Origin of the sequence: Mesorhizobium sp. M1182 (assembly GCF_040318335.1) — a bacterium.
In the GTDB taxonomy this organism is placed as follows: domain Bacteria; phylum Pseudomonadota; class Alphaproteobacteria; order Rhizobiales; family Rhizobiaceae; genus Mesorhizobium.
Map to the genome: position 1 here is coordinate 37,141 of NZ_JAMYMD010000011.1, position 17,902 is coordinate 55,042.

The 17,902-nt window shown below is 63.1% G+C and carries 22 protein-coding genes; 12 read left to right on the forward strand and 10 right to left on the reverse strand.

The features are described 5' to 3' along the window. The first annotated feature begins 151 nt into the window (after positions 1 to 151). The 6 genes from ccmA to NKH33_RS15535 all read left to right on the forward strand — a co-directional run bounded on the left by ccmA (position 152) and on the right by NKH33_RS15535 (position 3,732). Positions 152 to 751 (forward strand): heme ABC exporter ATP-binding protein CcmA, encoded by a 600-nt coding sequence (ccmA, locus tag NKH33_RS15510; RefSeq protein ID WP_352491649.1) that lies wholly within the window; start codon positions 152 to 154, stop codon positions 749 to 751. 37 nt (positions 752 to 788) lie between these two features. Next, the gene (gene ccmB, locus NKH33_RS15515) at positions 789 to 1,454 is read left to right on the forward strand and encodes a heme exporter protein CcmB (protein WP_352470824.1); all 666 of its coding nucleotides are present in this window, start codon (positions 789 to 791) and stop codon (positions 1,452 to 1,454) included. Then, on the forward strand, positions 1,454 to 1,831 hold the full coding sequence (locus NKH33_RS15520) for an Imm50 family immunity protein (RefSeq protein ID WP_352920413.1): 378 nt from the start codon (positions 1,454 to 1,456) through the stop codon (positions 1,829 to 1,831). The genes ccmB and NKH33_RS15520 overlap by 1 nt, the downstream gene beginning before the upstream one ends. Positions 1,832 to 1,933: 102 nt before the next feature. Continuing rightward, on the forward strand, positions 1,934 to 2,101 hold the full coding sequence (gene ccmD, locus NKH33_RS15525) for a heme exporter protein CcmD (protein WP_352456348.1): 168 nt from the start codon (positions 1,934 to 1,936) through the stop codon (positions 2,099 to 2,101). Then, on the forward strand, positions 2,098 to 2,673 hold the full coding sequence (locus NKH33_RS15530) for a DsbE family thiol:disulfide interchange protein (protein ID WP_352491647.1): 576 nt from the start codon (positions 2,098 to 2,100) through the stop codon (positions 2,671 to 2,673). Before ccmD ends, NKH33_RS15530 begins: the two co-directional genes overlap by 4 nt. Before the next feature lie 15 nt (positions 2,674 to 2,688). After that, on the forward strand, positions 2,689 to 3,732 hold the full coding sequence (locus NKH33_RS15535) for a DUF2332 domain-containing protein (protein ID WP_352491646.1): 1,044 nt from the start codon (positions 2,689 to 2,691) through the stop codon (positions 3,730 to 3,732). A 16-nt stretch (positions 3,733 to 3,748) separates the two neighbouring features. Here NKH33_RS15535 and NKH33_RS15540 read toward each other — a convergent pair whose 3' ends face one another. Then, positions 3,749 to 3,916 carry a hypothetical protein gene (locus NKH33_RS15540; protein ID WP_352491645.1) on the reverse strand — a complete coding sequence of 56 codons (168 nt, stop codon included), beginning with the start codon at positions 3,914 to 3,916 and terminating at the stop codon, positions 3,749 to 3,751. Positions 3,917 to 4,181: 265 nt separating this feature from the next. Here NKH33_RS15540 and NKH33_RS15545 point away from each other — a divergent pair, with 265 nt between their 5' ends. Both NKH33_RS15545 and NKH33_RS15550 read left to right on the forward strand, forming a co-directional pair. Beyond that, positions 4,182 to 5,099: an SMP-30/gluconolactonase/LRE family protein gene (locus NKH33_RS15545; protein ID WP_352491644.1), complete on the forward strand. Its 918-nt coding sequence runs from the start codon at positions 4,182 to 4,184 to the stop codon at positions 5,097 to 5,099. A 32-nt stretch (positions 5,100 to 5,131) separates the two neighbouring features. Next, the gene (locus NKH33_RS15550) at positions 5,132 to 5,341 is read left to right on the forward strand and encodes a tautomerase family protein (protein WP_352491643.1); all 210 of its coding nucleotides are present in this window, start codon (positions 5,132 to 5,134) and stop codon (positions 5,339 to 5,341) included. A 107-nt stretch (positions 5,342 to 5,448) separates the two neighbouring features. Here NKH33_RS15550 and NKH33_RS15555 read toward each other — a convergent pair whose 3' ends face one another. From NKH33_RS15555 to NKH33_RS15590, 8 genes are all read right to left on the reverse strand, one after another. Then, entirely contained in the window at positions 5,449 to 5,982 is a 534-nt protein-coding gene (locus tag NKH33_RS15555; RefSeq protein ID WP_352491736.1) for an NADPH-dependent FMN reductase, read from the reverse strand. A gap of 40 nt (positions 5,983 to 6,022) precedes the next feature. Then, the gene (locus NKH33_RS15560) at positions 6,023 to 6,643 is read right to left on the reverse strand and encodes a pyridoxamine 5'-phosphate oxidase family protein (protein WP_352491642.1); all 621 of its coding nucleotides are present in this window, start codon (positions 6,641 to 6,643) and stop codon (positions 6,023 to 6,025) included. 90 nt (positions 6,644 to 6,733) lie between these two features. After that, positions 6,734 to 7,399, reverse strand: coding sequence for a septation protein A (locus tag NKH33_RS15565; protein ID WP_352920418.1), 666 nt, complete (start codon positions 7,397 to 7,399; stop codon positions 6,734 to 6,736). Positions 7,400 to 7,459: 60 nt separating this feature from the next. Further along, positions 7,460 to 9,049: a signal recognition particle-docking protein FtsY gene (gene ftsY, locus NKH33_RS15570; protein ID WP_352920421.1), complete on the reverse strand. Its 1,590-nt coding sequence runs from the start codon at positions 9,047 to 9,049 to the stop codon at positions 7,460 to 7,462. Positions 9,050 to 9,060: 11 nt separating this feature from the next. Continuing rightward, positions 9,061 to 10,362 carry a tRNA (N(6)-L-threonylcarbamoyladenosine(37)-C(2))-methylthiotransferase MtaB gene (gene mtaB, locus NKH33_RS15575; RefSeq protein ID WP_352920424.1) on the reverse strand — a complete coding sequence of 434 codons (1,302 nt, stop codon included), beginning with the start codon at positions 10,360 to 10,362 and terminating at the stop codon, positions 9,061 to 9,063. Further along, positions 10,362 to 11,246, reverse strand: coding sequence for a diaminopimelate epimerase (gene dapF, locus NKH33_RS15580; protein WP_352470815.1), 885 nt, complete (start codon positions 11,244 to 11,246; stop codon positions 10,362 to 10,364). Before dapF ends, mtaB begins: the two co-directional genes overlap by 1 nt. A 73-nt stretch (positions 11,247 to 11,319) precedes the next feature. Continuing rightward, positions 11,320 to 11,481 (reverse strand): DUF1328 family protein, encoded by a 162-nt coding sequence (locus tag NKH33_RS15585; protein ID WP_031195454.1) that lies wholly within the window; start codon positions 11,479 to 11,481, stop codon positions 11,320 to 11,322. 70 nt (positions 11,482 to 11,551) lie between these two features. Continuing rightward, positions 11,552 to 12,562: an MBL fold metallo-hydrolase gene (locus NKH33_RS15590; RefSeq protein WP_352540819.1), complete on the reverse strand. Its 1,011-nt coding sequence runs from the start codon at positions 12,560 to 12,562 to the stop codon at positions 11,552 to 11,554. Positions 12,563 to 12,868: 306 nt separating this feature from the next. Here NKH33_RS15590 and NKH33_RS15595 point away from each other — a divergent pair, with 306 nt between their 5' ends. Together NKH33_RS15595 and zapE are read left to right on the forward strand one after the other, a co-directional pair. Continuing rightward, a complete protein-coding gene (locus NKH33_RS15595) occupies positions 12,869 to 13,408 on the forward strand; it encodes a protease inhibitor Inh/omp19 family protein (RefSeq protein ID WP_352540820.1) in 540 nt (179 codons plus the stop codon). A 144-nt stretch (positions 13,409 to 13,552) separates the two neighbouring features. Continuing rightward, positions 13,553 to 14,755, forward strand: coding sequence for a cell division protein ZapE (zapE, locus tag NKH33_RS15600; protein ID WP_352920428.1), 1,203 nt, complete (start codon positions 13,553 to 13,555; stop codon positions 14,753 to 14,755). A 31-nt stretch (positions 14,756 to 14,786) separates the two neighbouring features. Here zapE and NKH33_RS15605 read toward each other — a convergent pair whose 3' ends face one another. After that, complete coding sequence (locus NKH33_RS15605; RefSeq protein WP_352920431.1) at positions 14,787 to 15,215, reverse strand: GNAT family N-acetyltransferase; 429 nt, start codon at positions 15,213 to 15,215, stop codon at positions 14,787 to 14,789. A gap of 232 nt (positions 15,216 to 15,447) precedes the next feature. Between NKH33_RS15605 and mdh the strand changes: the two genes are divergently transcribed. Together mdh and sucC are read left to right on the forward strand one after the other, a co-directional pair. Next, a complete protein-coding gene (gene mdh, locus NKH33_RS15610) occupies positions 15,448 to 16,416 on the forward strand; it encodes a malate dehydrogenase (RefSeq protein WP_352456335.1) in 969 nt (322 codons plus the stop codon). 41 nt (positions 16,417 to 16,457) lie between these two features. Continuing rightward, positions 16,458 to 17,651 (forward strand): ADP-forming succinate--CoA ligase subunit beta, encoded by a 1,194-nt coding sequence (gene sucC, locus NKH33_RS15615; protein ID WP_352685336.1) that lies wholly within the window; start codon positions 16,458 to 16,460, stop codon positions 17,649 to 17,651. Positions 17,652 to 17,902: the final 251 nt, after the last annotated feature.

Genomic DNA, 17,902 nt, shown 5'->3' on the forward strand with positions numbered 1-17,902 from the left:
CGCTGGTTCGGCGCAAATTCGGTTCCCGTGCCGACCGCTGGCACGGATGATGCGGATATAGAGAATTTTCTGGAATAGTTCTAGACACGGAATCGCCATTTTTGGTGCGGCGCACCGAAGCCGCGCCTGAACTTTCGGCGAAGGGGGACGGATGCGGCTGATCGCCGAAAATCTGGGCGGCGAACGCGGCGGCGAGACGGTATTTTCCGGCATCGAATTCGCGCTGGGGGATGGCCAGGCGCTGGTCGTCACCGGGCCGAACGGCGCCGGCAAATCGACGCTGCTCAGGATCGTCGCCGGACTGTTGCCGGTGGCGGCAGGCCGTGTGCGGCTCGAAGGTGGTGGCGAAGACTTTCCGTCGGCCGCCTCGGCGTGTCACTATCTCGGCCACCTCAACGCGATGAAGACGGCGCTGAGCGTTACGGAAAACCTGTGCTTCTGGCGCGATTTTTCGGGCGCCGGTTCCGCGGGTGTTGAAGAGGCGCTGGAAACCGTCGGGCTGGGCGGCATCGGCCATCTGCCTTTCGGCTATCTCTCGACCGGGCAACGTCGCCGCGCGGCGATTGCAAAACTGCTGGTAAGCCACCGGCCATTGTGGCTGCTCGATGAGCCGACGGCAGGACTGGACAAGGCTTCGGAGGAGAGATTCGGCGAATTGATGGGGAAACACCTCGAGAGTGGGGGGATCGTGGTTGCGGCGACGCATTTGCCGCTGGGGATCGAGGGAAAGGAATTGAGGATGACCGGCTGATGTTGGCATTCCTTCACGGGCGAAAGCATCTCACATCATGCTAGCCCTCTTCCTGCGCGACATCCGCCTGAGTATCCGCGCCGGCGGCGGGGCGCTTACCGGCGTGATTTTCTTTCTCGCCGTTATCGCGACCATCCCCTTCGGCGTCGGTCCCGAGCTGAAGCTGCTGGCCCGCATCGGCCCGGCGATCCTGTGGATCGCCGCATTGCTGGCCTGCTTGCTCGGCCTCGACCGGCTGTTCCAGGCCGACCGCGAGGACGGCTCGCTCGATCTTCTGGTGCTTGGCAACGACCGGCACATGCTGGCCTTGACCGTTCTGACGAAATGCCTGGCGCATTGGGCGGGAAGCGTGCTGCCGCTGGTCATCGCCGCTCCCTTGCTCGGCCTGTTCATGAACATGGAGCCCATCGGCATCGGTGCGACGGCGCTGACGCTTCTGGTCGGTACGCCGGCGATCACCTTCATCGGTGCCGCCGGTGCCGCGGTGGCGGTGGCGCTGCCGCGCGGGGGCCTGCTGATCTCGGTGCTGGTGCTGCCGCTAACCATTCCCGTGCTGATCTTCGGCGTATCAGCAAGCTATGGCGCGGTGGCGAACCCCGATCCTTTTCTGCAGCCCTTCCTCATTCTCGCCGCGCTGACCCTGTTCCTTGCCGTGCTCGGGCCGGTGGCGGCGGCGCTGGCGCTTCGGCACGGAACGGATTGATGTGGCCGCTGCGCATAGAGAACCCGATCTTTCTCCAGACAATCTACGGCAACTATCCGGACCTGTCTTCCGTCGAGGTAACCAAGGCCGAAATCAATCGTGAAGGGCCTAGCATGTACCTTTCCTTCATCTCGACCGTCCTCACCTACCGGCCCCCCGCCAAATGGGCGGCGTTCAATGCCGTGTCTTTCGGGCTTGAGTTCATCGCGGTCGAATCGATTAGCCTTCGCAAGTTCCGGAGCCATGGCTGGAGTGCAATCAGGATGTGGGATGACGCCGGTAGAATCCTGCTTACCTGCGAAGGGGCTGTCAGGCTGTCTCTGACGTGCCAATACATGCGTATCAAAAACATATCAGGTGTTTTGCGTTCGCAGTGACCTTCGGCTTGCGATAACCGCAAATCTGCCGCAGACCCGTTCATTGCGACAAACAGCCGGTGAGGCTATGAATTCCGCCGTGAGAAGCCTTGGATCGGGAAAATGAGCGTTCACGCCCTTTATGTCACCGCCGCCTATGCGATCACGGCCGTGGTGCTGGGTGGGCTGATCGGCTGGATTCTGCTCGACCAGCGCGGCCGCAAGCGAGAGCTTGCCGAGCTGGAGGCATCCGGCGTGCGCCGGCGCTCCGATAAGGCAGTAAAATCATGAGCACGGAAACCCAAACACCGGCGCGCCGCCGCCTGATCGTGCTGCTGCCGCTGGTGGTCTTTCTCGGGCTGGCGGGATTGTTCCTGGCGCAGCTTTTGTCAGGGCGCGACGTGTCGGAAGTGCCGTCAGCGCTGATCGGCCTGCCGGCGCCGCAGACCAACCTGCCGGCGCTCGAAGGCACCAATTTGCCGGGCCTCGATTCAAAACAGTTCGCCGGCAAGGTGACGCTGGTCAACGTCTTCGCGTCCTGGTGCGCGCCGTGCCGCGAAGAGCATCCGGTGCTGCTGGCGCTGTCGCAGGACAGACGCTTCGTCATGGCGGCGCTGAACTACAAGGACCAGCCGGAAAACGCCCGTCGGTTCCTTGGCGATCTCGGCAATCCATTCCAGGCGATCGGCGTCGACCAAGCCGGACGCACGGCGATCGACTGGGGTGTCTACGGCGTGCCGGAAACCTTCGTCATCGGCAAGGATGGCAAGATCGCCTATAAGCATGTCGGGCCGCTGACGCCGGACTCGGCGCGGACGCTGCTGTTACCCGAAATCGAGAAGGCGCTCGCGGCTCCGGGCTGAGACACCTGAAACGCGATGGACGAACGAGACATCCGCGATCATTTTCTGGCACAGGCGAAAGCCTGCGATGGACTTGGCTCGCCTTTCACCGCGAATTTATGCCGTGCGCTCGCTAAGGTTCTCGACGCAAACACCAGGACCGGGCAGGCGGTGCTCGGTTGGCCGGGCGACGCGCGCGCCGACGCCCTCGCATTGCGGCTTTGCGGCGCGCTGCATGGGTTGGTCCTGACGGGTGCCAATGAGCGATTGGCACTGATCTATCCGCCCAACCAGACAAGCGAATCCGAGATCGCGGCGGTGCTGCCGGAGGCAATTGCGCGATCCGACGAGCGGATCGTCGCCGGCCTCGCCGGTGCGCCGCAGACCAATGAAATCGCCCGGTCGGCGATGCTGCTGCCTGGATTTCTGACGGTCGCGCGGGAAACCGGCCTGCCGCTGGACTTGTGCGAGATTGGCGCCAGCGCTGGGCTCAATCTCCTGTTCGACAGCTTTCACTACCGCTACGGCGATGCCGAGTGGGGCGACCGGACCTCCACCGTTCGGTTGGCGCCGGAGGTGCGCGGACTCGCTGTTCCGCTTGGTGGAGCGATCGACGTCCGCCACCGCGCCGGCTGTGACATCGCGCCGGTAGATGTCGCCGACGCAGCCACACGGTTACGGCTTCGGTCTTACGTCTGGGCCGATCAGGCTACGCGGCTGGCCCGGCTCGACGCTGCGCTGTCACTTGCCGAAAAGTTTCGACCGCCACTTGTCAAAGCGGACGCGGCGGATTTTGTCGGGAAGGCGCTGGCCGCGCGGCAGGAGGGTGGCGCTTTTGTGCTCTATCATTCGATCATGTGGCAATACCTGCCGCGGGCGACCAAGGATGCGATCATCGTCGCCCTGGAGCAGGCGGGCAGACAGGCCACGGCCGCTGCGCCAATCGCAAGGCTGAGGATGGAGCCGCGCGATCCCACAAACAATTGGGCGGTACTCAGCCTGACTTTATGGCCGGGCGGCGAGACGCACCGCCTGGCCCATTGCGATTACCACGGCCGCTGGATCGAATGGGTGGGCTAAGCCCGATCCCATTCACTCAGCCGTAGATCTGCTTGTGGACCTGGTAGAGCATTTCTGAGCGGTCGGCGCGCATGTCGGCGAGGTCGCGGCTGCTGAAGCTGTCGATTTCGGCGACGAGGCGGTTGTAATGCCGGCGCTTGGCGATGCTGGCGCGAGCGCGGCTCATGAGGCTGTCGATGACCATAGCGAGTTTCCTTTTTGCGCCGCGTTTCGCGGCCAGTTGTTCCTCCCTTGATCAATACGGAGCATGACATAGTTATGGTGCATTGCAAAAATAAGATGTTGCAATGCACCATTGCGCTGGGCGCATAGCCGGTTAACGGGATGTGACCTGCCGTCCGGGCCAGCATTCGCATTCCATAATGCCTCTGACGCATCATCGATCTTGCCATATCGATCGTGGGCTGGCTTGATCGCGCCTTGCCAAGCGACTGCTACCGGGAGGAACCATGGCCAGCGAATTCTACGAAGTTCTCGATCCGCGCTTTTCGCGGCTGTTCAACGGCAATGCACAGGTCGACAGGCTGTTTACCGGCTGCCGATGGGCGGAAGGACCGGCCTGGTTCGCGGCCGGGCGCTATGTGGTCTGGTCCGACATCCCGAACAATCGCATGCTGCGGTACGACGAGACCGACGGCTGCGTCAGCGTATTCCGTCAGCCGTCCGGCAATTCCAACGGCAACACCGTCGACCGGCAAGGCCGGCTGGTTACTTGCGAGCATTCCGGCCGCCGCGTCAGCCGCACCGAGCATGACGGCTCGGTCATCACCATCACCGACAAATGGCGCGGCAAGCGGCTGAACTCGCCCAATGACGCGGTGGTCAAGTCCGATGGCTCGATCTGGTTCACCGATCCGAGCTACGGCATCGATACCGATTACGAGGGCGACAAGGCCGAAAGCGAAATCGGCGCCTGCCATGTCTACCGGGTCGATCCCGGCACCGGCGAGACCGAGGCGGTGATCACCGACATGGTCAGGCCCAACGGGCTCGCCTTCTCGCTCGACGAGCGCCAACTCTATGTCGCGGATACCGGCCGCACGCATGGTGCGCAAAATCCGGCGCACATCCGGGTGTTCAATGTCGGCCAGGGCGGCAAGACGGTCTCAGGCGAAAAGGTCTTTGCCGACTGCACCGCCGGCCTGTTCGACGGTTTCAGGCTGGATGCGGACGGCCGCATCTGGACCAGCACCGCCGACGGGGTCCATTGCTACGATCCAGACGGGACGCTGATCGGCAAGGTCAAGGTACCGGAAGTCGTTGCTAATTGCGTGTTCGGCGGCAACAAGCTGAACTGCCTCTACATCGCCGGCACCACATCGCTCTACATGGTCCGGCTCATGGTCAACGGCGCCAAAACCTACTGAGCGGCTGCCAAGCATATGCAAGGGAGGGAACCATGCCATTCGTGAATATCCGCCTGGTCAAGGAGGTGATTGCCGACGACCCGGCCGGCAAAAAGGCCGCGATCGCCGCCCAAGTGACAGCGGCCATCACCGGCGTCACCGGCCTGACCAACAACGATGTCTGGGTGGTTTTCGAGGAGGTCGCTGCACGCGACTGGTTCGTCGGCGAGACCGACGTCGAGACGCGGAGGAGCAAGGGATAGTTCCCGGCACAGATTGGCCGCAGCTCCTAGCGTCGTCATCCCGGGGGCGGAGCAGGAGCGAAACTCCGTCGCGGAGACCCTGGGATGGCGAAAGCACGGTCCGGCGTTCACCGCGAGCGGATGAACTCCGCGAAGGCGGATAGGGCATCGCGCATCGTCAGCCGGTTTTCCGGCTGCGATAAGATATCCTCCACCTCCGGCGGCTTCTTGCCGAGCAGCGCTATTTCGAGCGCTGCTTCCTCATGGAGCGCAAAAGACATTGTCCGCATGATCTCGATCAGTGCGGCGCGGGCAAACAGCGAGCGCGGCGAGGCATGCACCAGCATGGCTGGCTTGCCAACGGCGGCATCGCGCGACACCAGCCAGTCAAGCGCGTTCTTCAGGCCGCCTGGCACACCGTGAGCATATTCCGGGCAGGAGACGATGACGCCGTCAGCGGCGGTGACCGCATCGATCAGCACTGCTGCTTGCGGCGGCGTCCGCTCGCCTTCGTCGTCGGGGTTGAAGATCGGCAGCCGGCCAAGTCCATCGTAGACGGAGACGTGACAGTCCGGCGGCGCGTTTTGCGCGAGTGCCGCGACCAGGGCCGAATTGATCGAGGCGGCGCGCAGGCTGCCGGAGATGGCGAGGATGTTCAGCAAAGGAATGGAGACCGGCTTGGGCGATTCGTTGCCGGGCACGCTACCACATGGTCTCCCTGTATTCCTCATCCAGCCAGCGGTCGGTCGCCTCGGCCGAATCGGCGAGCGCCAGCTGGTCGCGCAGGATCTGGCCGAGCGTCGGCAGCGTCGCGCGGTCGTACCAGCTCTCCGGCTTCCACAGTTCGGAGCGCATGAAGGCCTTGGCGCAATGCATATAGGCGGCCTTGACCGTCACCACGACGACGCTTTGCGGCGCCTTGCCGTCGACCGCCAGCCGCTCGCGTAACGCCGCATCGACGGTGATGCGGGCATCGCCGTTGACACGCAGCGTCTCGTTCATGCCGGGAATGAGGAAGAGCAGCCCGACCGAGGGATTGAGAAGGATGTTCTCCAGCGTGTCGAGCCGGTTGTTGCCCGGCCGGTCGGGGATGGCGATGGTCTTCTCGTCGAGCACTGCCACAAAACCCGGCCTGTCGCCCTTGGGCGTCACATCGGCATTGCCGGCGCCGTCGGACGAGCCGATCAGCACGAACGGGCTCTTGCCGATGAATGAACGGCAGTGGCCGTCCAATGTCTTCAATTCCTTGCGGATCGAGCCGTCGGTCAGCCGAGGCGTCTTGTAGATCGTCCTCAACTCGTCGCGCGTGGTGATGAATTCCATGCCCCTCTCCCCTTATTCTGATGCAATTCCCTAGGGAAAACGCTACGCGCTTTTCCCGGGAAAACCGCTACACACTTTCCTGGAATTGCTCTATTTGCCGGCCTTCTCTTCCTTGCCGGCCTTGTCCTCGAGCGAATGGCGCAGGATCAACCGCATTTGGCTTAACGTGAAGACAAGGGTAATGGGAATCGTGCCCCAGACCTTGAAATAAAGCCAGGCTTCCTCAGAAAAGTTGCGCCACACGATCTCGTTCAGCGCAGCCAGAAAAAGGAAGAAGAGTCCCCATCGGAAAGTGAGCTTGCGCCAGCCTTCGGCGTCGAGATTGAAGGCGGAATCAAAGACATAGCCCAACAGCGATCTGCCAAACGCCAACCCGCCAAGCAACGTGATGCCGAACAGGCTGTTGATGATTGTCGGCTTCATGAAAGCGAAGGTCTTGTCCTGCAGCCACAGCGCCAGTGCGCCAAACACAAACACCACGATGGCCGAGACCAACGGCATGATCGGCCAGCTGCGCGTCAAAATCCACGAAACGCTGAGCGATAGCGCCGTCGCCACCATAAAGAACGCTGTGGCAATCAGGATAGGCTCGCCGATATGGCCGAGGATCGGAAATTTCCCGACAAGCCACGCGCCGCGGATGGTGGTGAAAAAGAACACCAGACCAGGCCCGAGCTCGAGCAGGAATTTCAGGCCGGGGTTCAACGCCTTGCGTCGCGGATCGGACGGGTCGCCTTCGAGGATGGGTGGGTTCATAGCGTCCTTCTTACGCGTGATCCAATCCAAAAAGCTTGCAACTTTTCGGGATCATGCTCGTCAAGCCACTCCAGCGATCGCCCTGGCAAATTCGCTTGCGGAAAAGGGTTCGAGGTCGTCGACCTGTTCGCCGACGCCGATGAAATAGACCGGCAATTTGTGCTTTGCCGCGATCGCCACCAGAATACCGCCGCGCGCCGTGCCGTCCAGCTTGGTCATCACCAGGCCGTTGACGCCGGCGACATTGCGGAAGATCTCGACCTGGTTGAGCGCATTCTGGCCGGTGGTGGCATCGACCGTCTGCAGCACGGTGTGCGGCGCTTCCGGATCGAGCTTGCCCAGCACCCGGACGATCTTTTCCAGTTCCGCCATTAGTTCGGTCTTGTTCTGCAGCCGCCCGGCGGTGTCGATGATCAGCACGTCGGAGCCGGCCTCCTTCGCGCGCTCGAATGCATCGTAGGCGAGGCCGGCGGCATCGGCGCCGAGCTTCGAGGCAATGACCGGCGAGTTGGTGCGCTCGCCCCAGATCTTCAGCTGCTCGATCGCGGCTGCGCGAAAGGTGTCGCCGGCGGCGAGCATCACCGAGAGACCGCCATCGGTGAGCTTCGCCGCCAGCTTGCCGATGGTCGTGGTCTTCCCCGTGCCGTTGACGCCGACCACCAGGATGACATGCGGCTTGTGGCTGAGGTCGAGCTCCAACGGCATGGCGACGTGGGTCAGCACCTTCTCAACCTCGGCCGCCATGATGGCCCGGACTTCGGTGTCGGAGACGTCCTTGCCGTAGCGGCTGGCGGAGAGCGCGTCGGTAACGCGCAAAGCCGTCTCCATGCCGAGATCGGCGCGGATCAGCACATCCTCCAGGTCCTGCAGCGTGTCCTCGTCAAGCTTCCGCTTGGTGAAGACGCCGGCGATGTTGCCCGACAACTCCCGGGAAGAGCGGGCAAGCCCGTCTCGCATGCGCTGGAACCAGGAACGCCTCGGCGCCGGTTCGGGCGCCTTCTGCGGCTCGGCTTTCTGCTCGACCTTCTTGGTTACGGTGACTTTGCCGGGGGCGGGCTTTGGCTCCGGCGATGGTTGCGGAACGGCTTCTGGCTCGGGCTTTACCTCCCCCTCGATGGGAGGGTGGGGCGCCGGCAGGACCTCCGGTTCGGGCGCGATCTCGCTCAAGATCGGTTTCGTCTCGGCCGGCGCTGGCTGGCGGATCGGGGGCGGTATTTCGGCGGGCGGGACTTCGCGCGCTGGCGCTGCTGAGGGAGCCTCGGTGGGCACTACCGGCACTTCGACGGGTGCAGGTTCTGGCTGGGAGGGGACGATTTCTGGCTGCTGCGGCTCGGCCCGGATCTCCTCCGGTTCCTCAGCAGGCGTTTCCGGCTCGGGTGGAATGGTCGGCGGCGGCTCAGGCTTCTGCGATTCCGGCGCCGGTTGGGGTGCCGGAGGCAACTCTGGTTCGACTGGCGGTGGAGGTACGGCTTCGACTTCGGGTCGCGACTCGTCGCGTTTCAAAAACTCCGGGACGGCCTGCTCGGCGGCCGGTTTCAGCGCCTCCAGTTCGTCCCATTTGATCGGCGGCAGCGGCGCGGCCTCGTCGGGCCGCTCCTCGACGACTTCCTTCTTGCCGAACGAAAATATCTTCTTGAAAAACCCAGCCATGTCTTGCGCTCTCAGGCGGCGCGGGCGGCAAGCGGCGCGGCGATCAGTCGGATACCGTCATGGCCGGCGATATCAGCCTCGACGATGTCGCCCGGAGCGCCGGCAGAGACCGCGGCCAGCGTAAACCCTTCGGTGCGGCCAAGGCCGTCACGCTCGACCAGGATCGACTGATGCGTTCCAGCGAGCGAGGCAAGATGGCGGCGATAGGCGGCCTCGCCGGCGGCGCGCAGGCGTGCCGCGCGTTGCTTGACGACGTCGCGGCGGAGCTGCGGCATGCGCGCGGCGGGCGTGCCCTGGCGCGGCGAAAACGGGAAGACGTGGAGATGCGTCAGGCCGCATTCCTCGACGATCTCCAGCGAGTTTTCGAACATGGCGTCCGTCTCGGTCGGGAAGCCGGCGATGATGTCGGCGCCGAAAACAATGCCGGGGTGCAGTTTGCGCACATCCTCGCAAAAGCGGATCGACTGGTCGCGGCTGTGCCGGCGCTTCATCCGCTTCAGGATCATGTCGTCACCCGATTGCAGCGACAGATGCAGATGCGGCATCAGCCTCGGCTCGGTGGCGATGGCGTCCAGCAGATCGTCGTCGGCTTCGATCGAGTCGATCGAGGAAAGCCGCAGGCGTTTCACGTCTGGCACCTGCTTCAGGATGGTCTTGACCAATTTGCCGAGCTTCGGTGCGCCCGGCAGATCGGCGCCAAAACTGGTCATGTCGACGCCCGTCAGCACGATCTCGGCATAACCATTGCCGACGAGTCGCTTGATCTGCTCGACCACGGCGCCCATCGGCACCGAGCGCGAATTGCCGCGACCGTAGGGAATGATGCAGAAGGTGCAGCGGTGGTCGCAGCCGTTCTGCACCTGGACAAAAGCGCGCGCCCGGCCCTCGATGGCGTCGACCATGTGGGCGGCCGTCTCGCGCACCGAAAAGATATCGTTGACGCGCGCCTTCTCAGTGTCGTTGACGCCGAAATCCGGCAGCGCGCGATAGGAATGCGCCTTCAGCTTTTCCTCATTGCCGAGGACGAGATCGACCTCGTCCATGGCGACGAAATCCTGCGGGCCGGTCTGCGCGGCACAGCCGGTGACGATGATGCGGGCGGCCGGGTTCTCACGGCGGGCTTTTCTGATCGACTGCTTGGCCTGGCGTACAGCCTCGCCGGTGACGGCGCAGGTGTTGAAGATGATGGCGCCGCCTTCGAGGCCGCCGAGGCCCGCACTTTCGGCTTCACGCCGCATCACCTCGGATTCATAGGTGTTCAGCCGGCAGCCGAAGGTGACGACCTCGATACCCTTGTTGCCAAGAGGAGCCATCAGGCGGCGCTTTCGGTGTCGCGCGCCCACGCCCCGGTCGAAGGATCGAAGCTGCCGGAAAATTCCCATTCGGCGGCACCGGTGAGGATGACGTGGTCGTCGTCGCGCCACAAAACATGCAGCGAGCCGCCGCCGGGCGTCATCAGCGTGACGCCGCGGCCGGTACGCCGGGTGCGGGACGCGGCGACTACAGCGGCGCAAGCAGCCGTGCCGCAGGCCTTGGTCAGGCCGGCGCCGCGCTCCCAGGTGCGGATGGCCATGGTCTCCGGCGAGGTCACCTGCGCGATGGTGATGTTGGCGCGCTCGGGGAAGATCGGGTGGTTTTCGAGCAGCGGGCCGAAGCGCTCGAGCTCGTACGACCAGACGTCGCGGTCGACCCAGAAGATGGCGTGCGGATTGCCCATCGAGACGACCGACGGCGAATGCAGCACCGGAGCATCGATCGGGCCGATCTGCAGCTCGATCATGCGGGTGTCGCGGAATTCCTCGGCCAGCGGGATGTCCTGCCAGCCAAAGCGCGGCCTGCCCATGTCGACCGAGATCATTCCGTCGGCATGTTCCTCGGCATTGAGGATGCCGGCGACTGTTTCAAAGGCAAATGTCTTCTGGCCGGTCTCGGCGGCGAGCGCCTGGACGACACAACGCATGCCGTTGCCGCAGGCTTGCGCCCTGGTTCCGTCGGAATTCAAGATGTCGATGAAAAAGGCGGTGCCCGGCGTCCTGGGGTCGTGGATCGCCATGATCTGGTCGAACCTGGTCGCCGCATCGGCATTAAGCGCGACGGCTGCCGCAGGCGTCACGCGATCGGCACGGCCACGCATATCGGCAACGATGATTTCGTTGCCGATGCCGTTCATCTTGGCGAAAGGGGCCGCGCTTGCCATCGATCGAAAGGTCTCTTGCCGTTTGGCGCCTATATGGCGGATAGCGGCAGAAATTACCAGCGCGGCGTGATTTTCAAGTCACCGCGAAGACGCCAAGCACGATCAGCAGGAAGATGATCAGCACGATGCCGATGAGGATGCGCGCGCCGGTGGCGGCGGCTCCGGCCAGTGCCGGCATGCCGAGCAGGCTCGCCGCGGCCGCGATAATCAAAAGAATGATGATCCACCTGATCATGAGAGACACCTCGCAGGCGACAAGTTTGAACACCTACAAACGTCTATGTGATGCCCTAGGTTCCGCCGCGCTAGACCGCCGGCACGTCCCAGACTTCGCCCGGCCGCAAGGCGCGAAAACGTTGCCGCGGCAGGCCGGCAGCATCGAGCGCTTCGCCGAGCTTTCTGGGCGGCTCGTCGATCGGCTCGTTGGTGAGCCGGAACGTGCCCCAGTGACAGCCGGCTGCATAGGCGGCGTTGCACAAAAGCATGCCTTGCACCGCCTCCTCCGGATCCTGGTGATGTGGCGCCATGAACCAGCGCGGCTCGTAGGCGCCGATCGGCAGGATGGCGAGGCGGAAGCCGCCGTGCTTTTGCGCCATCAGCCGGTAATTGATGCCACCGTGGAAGCCGGTATCGCCGGCGAAATAGATCTTTGCGTCGGGTGTCTCGACGACGAAACCCGCCCACAGCGCCATGCGCCGGTCGCGAGTACCGCGGGCCGACCAGTGGTGCACCGGCTCGACATGGACGGCGACGCCATCGCCGATATCGACCCGGTCGCCCCAGTCATGCGCGGAAAGCCTCATACGGGGCACGGCAGCGCCGATGATCGTGTCGTTGCCGAGCGGCGTCAGCAGCAGCGGGTCGTGTCTTGTCTTCAGGCGCTTCAGCGTGGCGAGGTCGAGATGGTCGTAATGGTTGTGGCTGACCAGCACGAGGTCGATCGGCGGCAAATGCGAAAACGCGATGCCCGGCGGATTGACGCGTTTCGGACCGGCGAAGGAGAGCGGCGAGACGCGTCGCGACCAGACTGGGTCGGTCAGGATGTTCAGGCCGGCTGTCTGGACGAGCAGCGAGGAATGACCGACCATGGTGAGGCGCAGCGCAGAACCATCGATGCGCTCGACCGGTCTTGCCGGTGGAAACGGGCTCGGATCCGCCGCCGGCCATTTCGAGCGCTCGCGGCTCAATTGCCATTTCAACAGATCGGCAAAGCGACCCGGCGGCCGTCCGTCGGGATTGAAGAACAAGGTGCCGTCGAAATGATCGCTGGGCGGCCCGCTGTAATAGCGGTTGGCGGCTCTCTTTCTCGCGGCCAAGAAATCGGCTCCCTGCAGTTTGCTGATCGCCAAGAGATAATGCCGGCGCCGGCCCGCACAAGCATTTGAGGTGAACGCCAGGGATTTGGCGCCAGCGCGCCGTATCGAAATCAACCGGAGGTGTCGGCCAAACGGCCAAGGCGTAACGCAATTTCAGGCAATGTGAATTTTGCGACAAATTTGCAACATTACCGGCGCAAACCGTATTTTAACCATATCGGGTTGAAATTTCGCCACCTTCTCCATCTTGGTGAGGGGGACATTGCGCGGACGGCATCCCCAGCCCGATCCGACGGAGGTTGAAGAATGAAATTTTCGAAAACCGGCCCGCTGGCCGTATCGTTGGCCGTGCTCGTTGCGAGCGGCTGTTCAACCTCACGGTTCACATCGATGGACGAGCAGCAGCCGGCGCCGCTGGAAGCTGCGCCCGCCGGCAAGGTGACTGCAAACCAGCTGCCGCCACCGGCGACACCCGGCCCGGCCGACCCGTCGAAATTTCCGACCGCGCCGCAGAACACGCAGGTCGCCTCGCTGCCGCCCGACGGGACGGCGCCGGCCGGTGCAGCCGACCTGACCGCGTCCAGCGTCGCCGGTGTTTGGAAGGCAAGCGTGTCCGGCCAGAGCTGTCAGGTGGCGACGCCGCAGACCAAATTCGGGTCGGGCTACCGCGCCGGACCGCTGCATTGCCCGGCGCCGCTCGATGGCATCAAATCCTGGAACGTCGCCGGCAAGCAACTGACGCTCTACGACGAGAATGGCGGCACGCTGGCACGGCTTTATTCCTCAGGCGGCGAGAAATTCGACGGCCAGACTTCCAACGGCCTGCCGATCTCGCTTACAAGGTAAGAAAACGGCCCCCATTGTTACGCAATTCCGGACGGAAAACCGTTACACACTTTTCTTGGAATTGCTCTCTTTTGTTTTTTACGCAATTCCGGACAGAAAACCGCTGCACACTTTTCTTGGAATTGCTCCGGAACGACGTGACCAATGCATCTGCGTGACGGCCTCCAGACTCATGCGACCGTCAAGCAGCGCTATGACCATCTGGTCGAGACGGGCGCCATCGGGCGCGATCCGGCGCAGGAGCGGATCGCCGCTGCGCTCGACCGGCTGATCGAAGAGATATCGGCAAAGCGGCTGGCGCAGAAATCAAGCGCGCTGGGGTGGTTGTTCGCCCGCAAGCGCGAGGTGCACGAGGCGGTCAAGGGCCTTTATATCCATGGCGGCGTCGGCCGCGGCAAGACCATGCTGATGGACATGTTTTTCGAGCTGCTGCCGGTGCGGCGCAAGCGCCGGGTGCATTTCAACGACTTCATGGCCGACGTGCAGGACCGCATCCAGAAGCACCGACAGGCTCGCAAGAACGGCACGGCCAAGGAGGACGATCCGATCCCGCCGGTGGCGCGCGCGCTGGCCGAGGAAGCCTGGGTGCTATGCTTCGACGAGTTCTCCGTCACCGACATCGCCGATGCGATGATCCTGTCAAGGTTGTTTTCGGCGTTGTTTGCCAATGGCGTGGTGCTGGTTGCCACTTCCAATGTTGCGCCGCAGGATCTCTACCGCGACGGCCTGAACCGTCAGTTGTTTTTGCCGTTTGTCGCTATCCTGGAGCGCCACGCGCAGGTGCTGGCGCTGGACGCCGATAAAGATTACCGCCTCGACAAGCTCAGCCGCATGCCGGTCTACATCACCGCGGCCGATGCCGCCGCCGACCATGCGCTCGACGACGCGTGGGCGGTGATGACGCATGGCAGGCCGACGGCCGAGACGATGCTGACGGTGAAGGGCCGGCACGTCGTGGTGCCGCGTTCTGCCGGCGAGGCGGCGCGGTTTTCCTTCGCCGATCTCTGCGAGAGGCCGCTCGGCGCCCGCGACTATCTTGCCATTGCCAGCCGTTTCTCGACCATCTTCATCGACCGTGTGCCGGTGCTCGGCGAAGGCAAGCGCAACGAAGCCAAGCGCTTCATCCTGCTGGTCGATACGCTCTACGATCATCATGTACGGCTGGTGCTGAGCGCCGCGGCACCGCCGGCGCAGCTCTATACGGCCAAGCGCGGCAACGAAGTCTTCGAGTTCGAGCGCACCGCATCGCGGCTGATCGAGATGCAGAGCCACGACTGGCTGGAGAACTGGACGGAGAGGCAGGGGGCGCAGGGATCATCGACCGAGGCACGGCAGGCTCAGGCGTGAGGGATAGTACAGAAGGGGTCGCTGCCGCTGGCTATAACCTATAAACATACATGACGAACCCCTCCGCCGGCCCATGCGGCTCTTTTCGCGACTCGTAAAGTGCGCGAGCAGCAACATTGTCCGGCTCGGTGCCGACCCACGCCTCCTCACAGCCATGCTCGCGACCGAGTGCCAGCATGGCGCCGAGCATCCTCGTCGCAATGCCCAGGCGTTGAAAGGCCGGCGCCACGCCGACCTCGTCTATGTAGAGTTCGCTCACCTTGTCCGGGTAGCGGTGGATGACGGCTGCGCATTGGCCAACGACGATGCCGTCGGCGAGGGCCACGACCATGAAATGACCGGGCTCCGCGAGATAGGCGGAGAGCCGATCCGGCCTGACCGGCTCGTCGAAGACTTCGTCGGCAACCCGCATCACAAGGGCGTCATCGCCAGGAAACAGCCTTCTGATTTCCAGTGCCATTGTGTAGAACTCCTCTAGTCGGCTTCAGAATTCTGACGTTTACGTAACTCCCATTGTTTCTAACCGATTGAAATTACTCACTCCAAAATAATCGTTTGAATTTTTGTGCGGCCGGGGCTATTGCGTGCGGCGCATTTCGCGGTTCCGCAGCATTCCGGCCTCTTCCTCCGACGCCGTCATCAAATCGTCAAGGATTTGGGCGCCGTCATAGTCAAAGGGAAAATATCCTGACATGGCACGCAACAAGATAGCGCTCATCGGCTCGGGCATGATCGGCGGCACCCTCGCCCACATGGTCGGCCTCAAGGATCTCGGCGACGTCGTGCTGTTCGATATCGCCGAAGGCATCCCGCAAGGCAAGGGACTGGACATCGCGCAGTCGTCGCCGGTCGATGGGTTCGACTCGAGGCTGACCGGCGTCAACGACTATGCCGGCATCGAGGGCGCCGATGTCTGCATCGTCACCGCCGGCGTGCCGCGTAAGCCCGGCATGAGCCGCGACGATCTTCTAGGCATCAATCTGAAGGTAATGGAGCAGGTCGGCGCCGGCCTCAAGAAATACGCGCCGAAAGCCTTCGTCATCTGCATCACCAATCCGCTCGACGCCATGGTCTGGGCGCTGCAGAAATTTTCCGGCCTGCCCAAGAGCCATGTCGTCGGCATGGCCGGCGTGCTCGACAGTTCGCGCTTTCGTTATTTCCTGGCCGAGGAATTCAAGGTCTCGGTCGAGGACGTCACCGCCTTCGTGCTCGGCGGCCATGGCGATTCCATGGTGCCGATGATCCGCTATTCGACGGTTGCCGGCATCCCGCTGCCCGACCTCATCAAGATGGGCTGGACCTCGAAAGAGCGGCTCGACCAGATCGTGCAGCGCACCCGCGACGGCGGCGCCGAGATCGTCGGCCTGCTCAAGACCGGCTCTGCCTTTTATGCGCCGGCCGCCTCGGCCATCGCCATGGCCGAAGCCTATCTCAAGGACAAGAAGCGGGTGCTGCCCTGTGCGGCGTACCTCTCCGGCCAATATGGCGTCAAGAACACCTATGTCGGCGTTCCCGTGGTAATCGGGGCCGGCGGCGTCGAGCGGATCATCGAGATCGAGCTCGCGAAGAGCGAGCAGAAGATGTTCGACAATTCGGTCGCGGCGGTGCAGGGCCTGTGCGACGCCTGCGTCAAGATCGCTCCGCATCTCGCGGCCAAGTAAGCCGGTAACCAAGCCCGCCAAGCAAGCTGGAGACATAGCGCATGAACATCCATGAATATCAGGGCAAGGCGCTGCTGAAAGGCTTTGGCGCACCCGTGGCCGAGGGCGTGCCGGTGTTCAAGGCGAGCGAGGCGGAAGCTGCCGCCAAGGCGCTGCCCGGCCCACTCTATGTGGTCAAGAGCCAGATCCATGCCGGCGGCCGCGGCAAGGGCAAGTTCAGGGAGCTCGGGCCCGATGCCAAGGGCGGCGTCAGGCTGGCGAAGTCGGTGGCCGAGGTCGTCGCCAACGCCGAGGAGATGCTCGGCCATACGCTGGTCACCAAGCAGACCGGCCCGGCCGGCAAGCAGGTCAACCGGCTCTATATCGAGGACGGCGCCGACATCGAGCGCGAGCTCTATCTGTCGATCCTGGTCGACCGCTCGGTCGGGCGCGTCGCCTTCGTCGTCTCGACCGAGGGCGGCATGGACATCGAGGCGGTCGCCCACGACACGCCGGAAAAGATCATCACCGTCGCCATCGACCCGGAAAAGGGCGTGACTGCGGACGATGTGAGGAAGCTCAACGCGGCGCTGAAGCTCGACGGCGACGCCGCCAAGGATGGCGCGACGCTGTTCCCCATCCTCTACAAGGCGTTTGTCGAGAAGGACATGAGCCTGCTCGAGGTCAACCCTTTGATCGTCATGAGGAGCGGCCGGCTGCGCGTTCTCGACGCCAAAGTGTCGTTCGACAACAATGCGCTGTTTCGCCACCCGGACGTGCTCGAATTGCGCGACACCACCGAAGAGGACGAGAAGGAGATCGAGGCGTCGAAATACGACCTCGCCTATGTCGCGCTCGACGGCAATATCGGCTGCATGGTCAACGGCGCCGGCCTCGCCATGGCAACGATGGACATCATCAAGCTTTATGGCGCCGAGCCCGCCAACTTCCTCGATGTCGGCGGCGGCGCGTCGAAAGAAAAGGTGACGGCGGCGTTCAAGATCATCACCAAGGATCCGGCGGTCAAAGGCATTCTGATCAACATCTTCGGCGGCATCATGAAATGCGACATCATCGCCGAGGGCGTCATCGCAGCAGTCAAGGAGGTCGGCCTGCAGGTGCCGCTGGTGGTGCGGCTGGAAGGCACCAATGCCGAGCTCGGCAAGAAGATCATCAACGACAGCGGGCTAAACGTGGTGTCGGCCGATGACCTCGATGACGCAGCCAAGAAGATTGTCGCGGCGGTGAAGGGCTGAGCATTTGGAAAACGCTCCGTTTGCCCATCCAATATGGTCAATATTTATGATTGCCATGGGTATCGGCGGACTGTGGGCCTTTCCCGAGCGGAGAAAGATGTCGGAAAAGATGCGCCGCCACACCTCGTTCAGAATTGTTCTTCCAAGATCGCTTGACCTTGGGGTGCATCTTGGCGTGAGCGTCATTCTCTTCTTGGTGGGCCTCCTGTTGCTGTTTCGGATTATCCAGTGAGAACAGAGCGAGTCAGAGG